General features: G+C 62.7%; 1 protein-coding gene and 1 pseudogene. One reads left to right on the top strand and one right to left on the bottom strand.

Going from position 1 to position 2,671, the window contains the following annotated elements:
* Positions 1-131: 131 nt before the first annotated feature.
* On the top strand, positions 132-1,160 hold the full coding sequence (locus tag RMO18_RS14460) for an IS110 family transposase (RefSeq protein ID WP_309666824.1): 1,029 nt from the start codon (positions 132-134) through the stop codon (positions 1,158-1,160).
* Positions 1,161-1,646: 486 nt separating this feature from the next.
* Here the strand turns inward: RMO18_RS14460 and RMO18_RS14455 are convergent.
* Positions 1,647-2,408, bottom strand: a pseudogene (locus RMO18_RS14455) (sulfotransferase domain-containing protein).
* Positions 2,409-2,671: the final 263 nt, after the last annotated feature.

Genomic DNA, 2,671 nt, shown 5'->3' with positions numbered 1-2,671 from the left:
GCTCAGAGAAGGCTGATTTTTATAGTCAATATGTTACGCCCCAGAGATGGGGTGGATGCCGCTCTCCCCTGACGGCATCGCGATGTGCCAAATTCGTGGTGTCGAAGCACAAACTGAAGGAGAGGGCATACATGGGAGAAGTTAGCATCATCGGCGTCGATCTGGCAAAGAACGTGTTTCAGTTGCACGGGGCCGCAGCAGACGGATCGGTCGTGTTCCGCAAGAAGTTGTCGCGGCTGCAGTTTGGGCGGTTCATGGCTGACCATCCCGCGTGCGAGGTGGCGATGGAGGCGTGTCCCAGCGCGCATCACTGGGCGCGTGAATTGACCGCCCACGGGCACCGAATCCGGCTGATTGCGCCGCACTACGTCAAGCCGTTCCTGAAGCGCCAGAAGAACGACGCGGCCGATGCGGAGGCGATTGCCGAGGCGGCGTCGCGGCCGACCATGCGGTTTGTGGAACCCAAGACCGCGGAACAACAGGCTCGGGCGGTGGTGTTTCGTGCGCGCGAGCAGCTGCTGAAGCAGCGGACCGAGGCGATCAACGCCTTGCGGGGGCATCTCTACGAGTTTGGCCACATTGCCCCGGAAGGGATCGGTTACCTCCCGCAGTTGGCTCAGGTCATCGAGGATCCGGGCTCGGGCCTGCCCGACCTGGCGCGCGATATCTGCCGCATGGTTTTGACATTGGTCGAACTTCTGACCCTCCGCCTTACCGCTCTGACGGCGAAGTTCGCCGCCCTGTCCAGGCAGGCGGCCATGCCGCGGCAGCTGCAGACGATGCCCGGCGTCGGACCGATCGGTGCGCTGGCGATCGAGACCTTCGCGCCACCGATGGACCAGTTCCGGCGTGGTCGCGACTTTGCCGCTTGGCTGGGCTTGGTGCCGAGACAGCATTCCTCGGGCGGCAAGCAGAGGCTTGGGAAAACATCGAAGATGGGACAGCGGGATATTCGACGACTGCTCGTCACCGGTGCGATGTCGGTGATCCGTTGGGCCCTGCGCAGGGGCGCTCCCGGCAATCCCTGGCTCGCACGCCTGCTGGAACGCAAACCGCCGATGGTGGCGGCCTTCGCACTGGCCAACAAGATGGCGCGCGGCATCTGGGCGATGCTGACGCGCAATGAGGACTATCGCGACCGGGTGGGTGTCGGCGCCTGAACGGGCGTCGTCGGACATCGGGGCGGCAGAGTTGTGAGGAAGACATGAACTGCATGGGCAAATGATCGCCATGATCCGGGTTGGGCAAACCAGAAACCTTCTCCGGGCCTCGAGCCCGCCTTCAGAGATTTGGCCCCGATCCGCGCATCACCATCCCGGCCAGCGGCGCCAGTCAGCCGCAAGAACAGGCCTGACCAAAGATCGCACTCGATCACATGCGCAGAGAAGTTCCGAAATTCCTTGCAAACCGAGCGGCATCCACCAAAGAGGGTTGATCGGGGTCGCGTTACCTCAGCCAACGCGACGGCAAGCCAACTGCACGTCACAATTCTTACGCCGGTGCCATGAGGCAGGGGCAGAACCTAGAATGGGCCAATCGCGATCCTTGCGCTACAGAAATGCGTCCCGGACCTGCTAAAGCGGCAAGCTGGAGCGGGCCTGTCATGACGGACCCGCACCTGGCTACTTTCGCGTGACGGTGCTCCGTCAGATCTTGCCGCCGTCGCGCATCCAGGTCGCGCAATCGGCCCCCAGTTCGGCAAGCATCCGCTCCATAAAGGCGGTATTGTCTGTCTCGGGCAGCACGCCCTGCCAGCGCCCGTTGGTCCCTTTGTACAGGAACGTCTGCGCCCCACCTTCCCAGAAGGCACCGCCCAAGAGGACGCAGTCCTGCGCATGGGCGTTCATGTAATCAAAGGTGCAGTGGTCCAGAACGGCTTGCCAGCTGCTGGGCTCGATGCCAAGGAAGCCCGCTATCTTGCGGATTTCACCTGGCATGTCCGCCTTCAGATCCGAGAAGTGCACGAAATTGACGTTCGGCATATCCCGGATCACCCACCAGCTGCGCGCGTTTTCCCAGAACGATCAGAACGGCGCACCGTCATTGGCAAGCCAGTCACGGAAACAGGTCACCGGGTCTGCCGGTGGCCGTCCGATTTCAGGCCCGACGCGATCGAGAGTCCCGTTCAGCGCACCATACCAAAGCTGGTTGGCAGACGAGCGATGATTGAACAAGCTCCACACCACGTCACGCGGGTCGCGGCCGACATAGATGTACTTCGCTTGCGGCGAAAAGACCAAGGCATCGACCGGCAGGTGGGTTTTCAGAAACCGCCAGTGGGTCTGGGCCTCGATCTCCGGCAGCTTGACTTGTCGCGGCGGGATCCGCAGGTCGACCAAGGGGCTGAGAACGGCGGTCGGGATGCCCTCGGCCCCGTCAAAGACCAGCTGGCCGATGATCTGCTGCATCCAGGTGGTGCCGGATTTGGCATAAGTGGCGATCACGATATCGTCGTCGCGAAAGGAGGCTGCCCCGAGCCCCGCCTTCCCTCCGGGGTTGGTGAGAGTCCTTGGGTTGATTTCTGGGCCTGGGCGGCCCGCATTTCCAGGGTCATTTTCATGGCAAATCCGGACGGTGGGATATTCCCAAGGGCGGAATGGGGCCTGTGGCACGACCATCGGACGCCGCGTTCCCAAGGCCGTCTTGCGCCCGCCGCGCTTGCGAACCTGCA

The organism is Tabrizicola sp. (assembly GCF_031377265.1).
GTDB lineage: Bacteria > Pseudomonadota > Alphaproteobacteria > Rhodobacterales > Rhodobacteraceae > JAUYQR01.
Note: the sequence above shows the minus strand (reverse complement) of the source record. Positions and strands in the feature narration are given on the sequence as shown.

Bases quoted from the DNA above. Each gene is read 5' to 3' on its own strand.
- RMO18_RS14460 (WP_309666824.1), top strand. From the start codon at position 132: ATGGGAGAAGTTAGCATCATCGGCGTCGATCTGGCAAAGAACGTGTTT.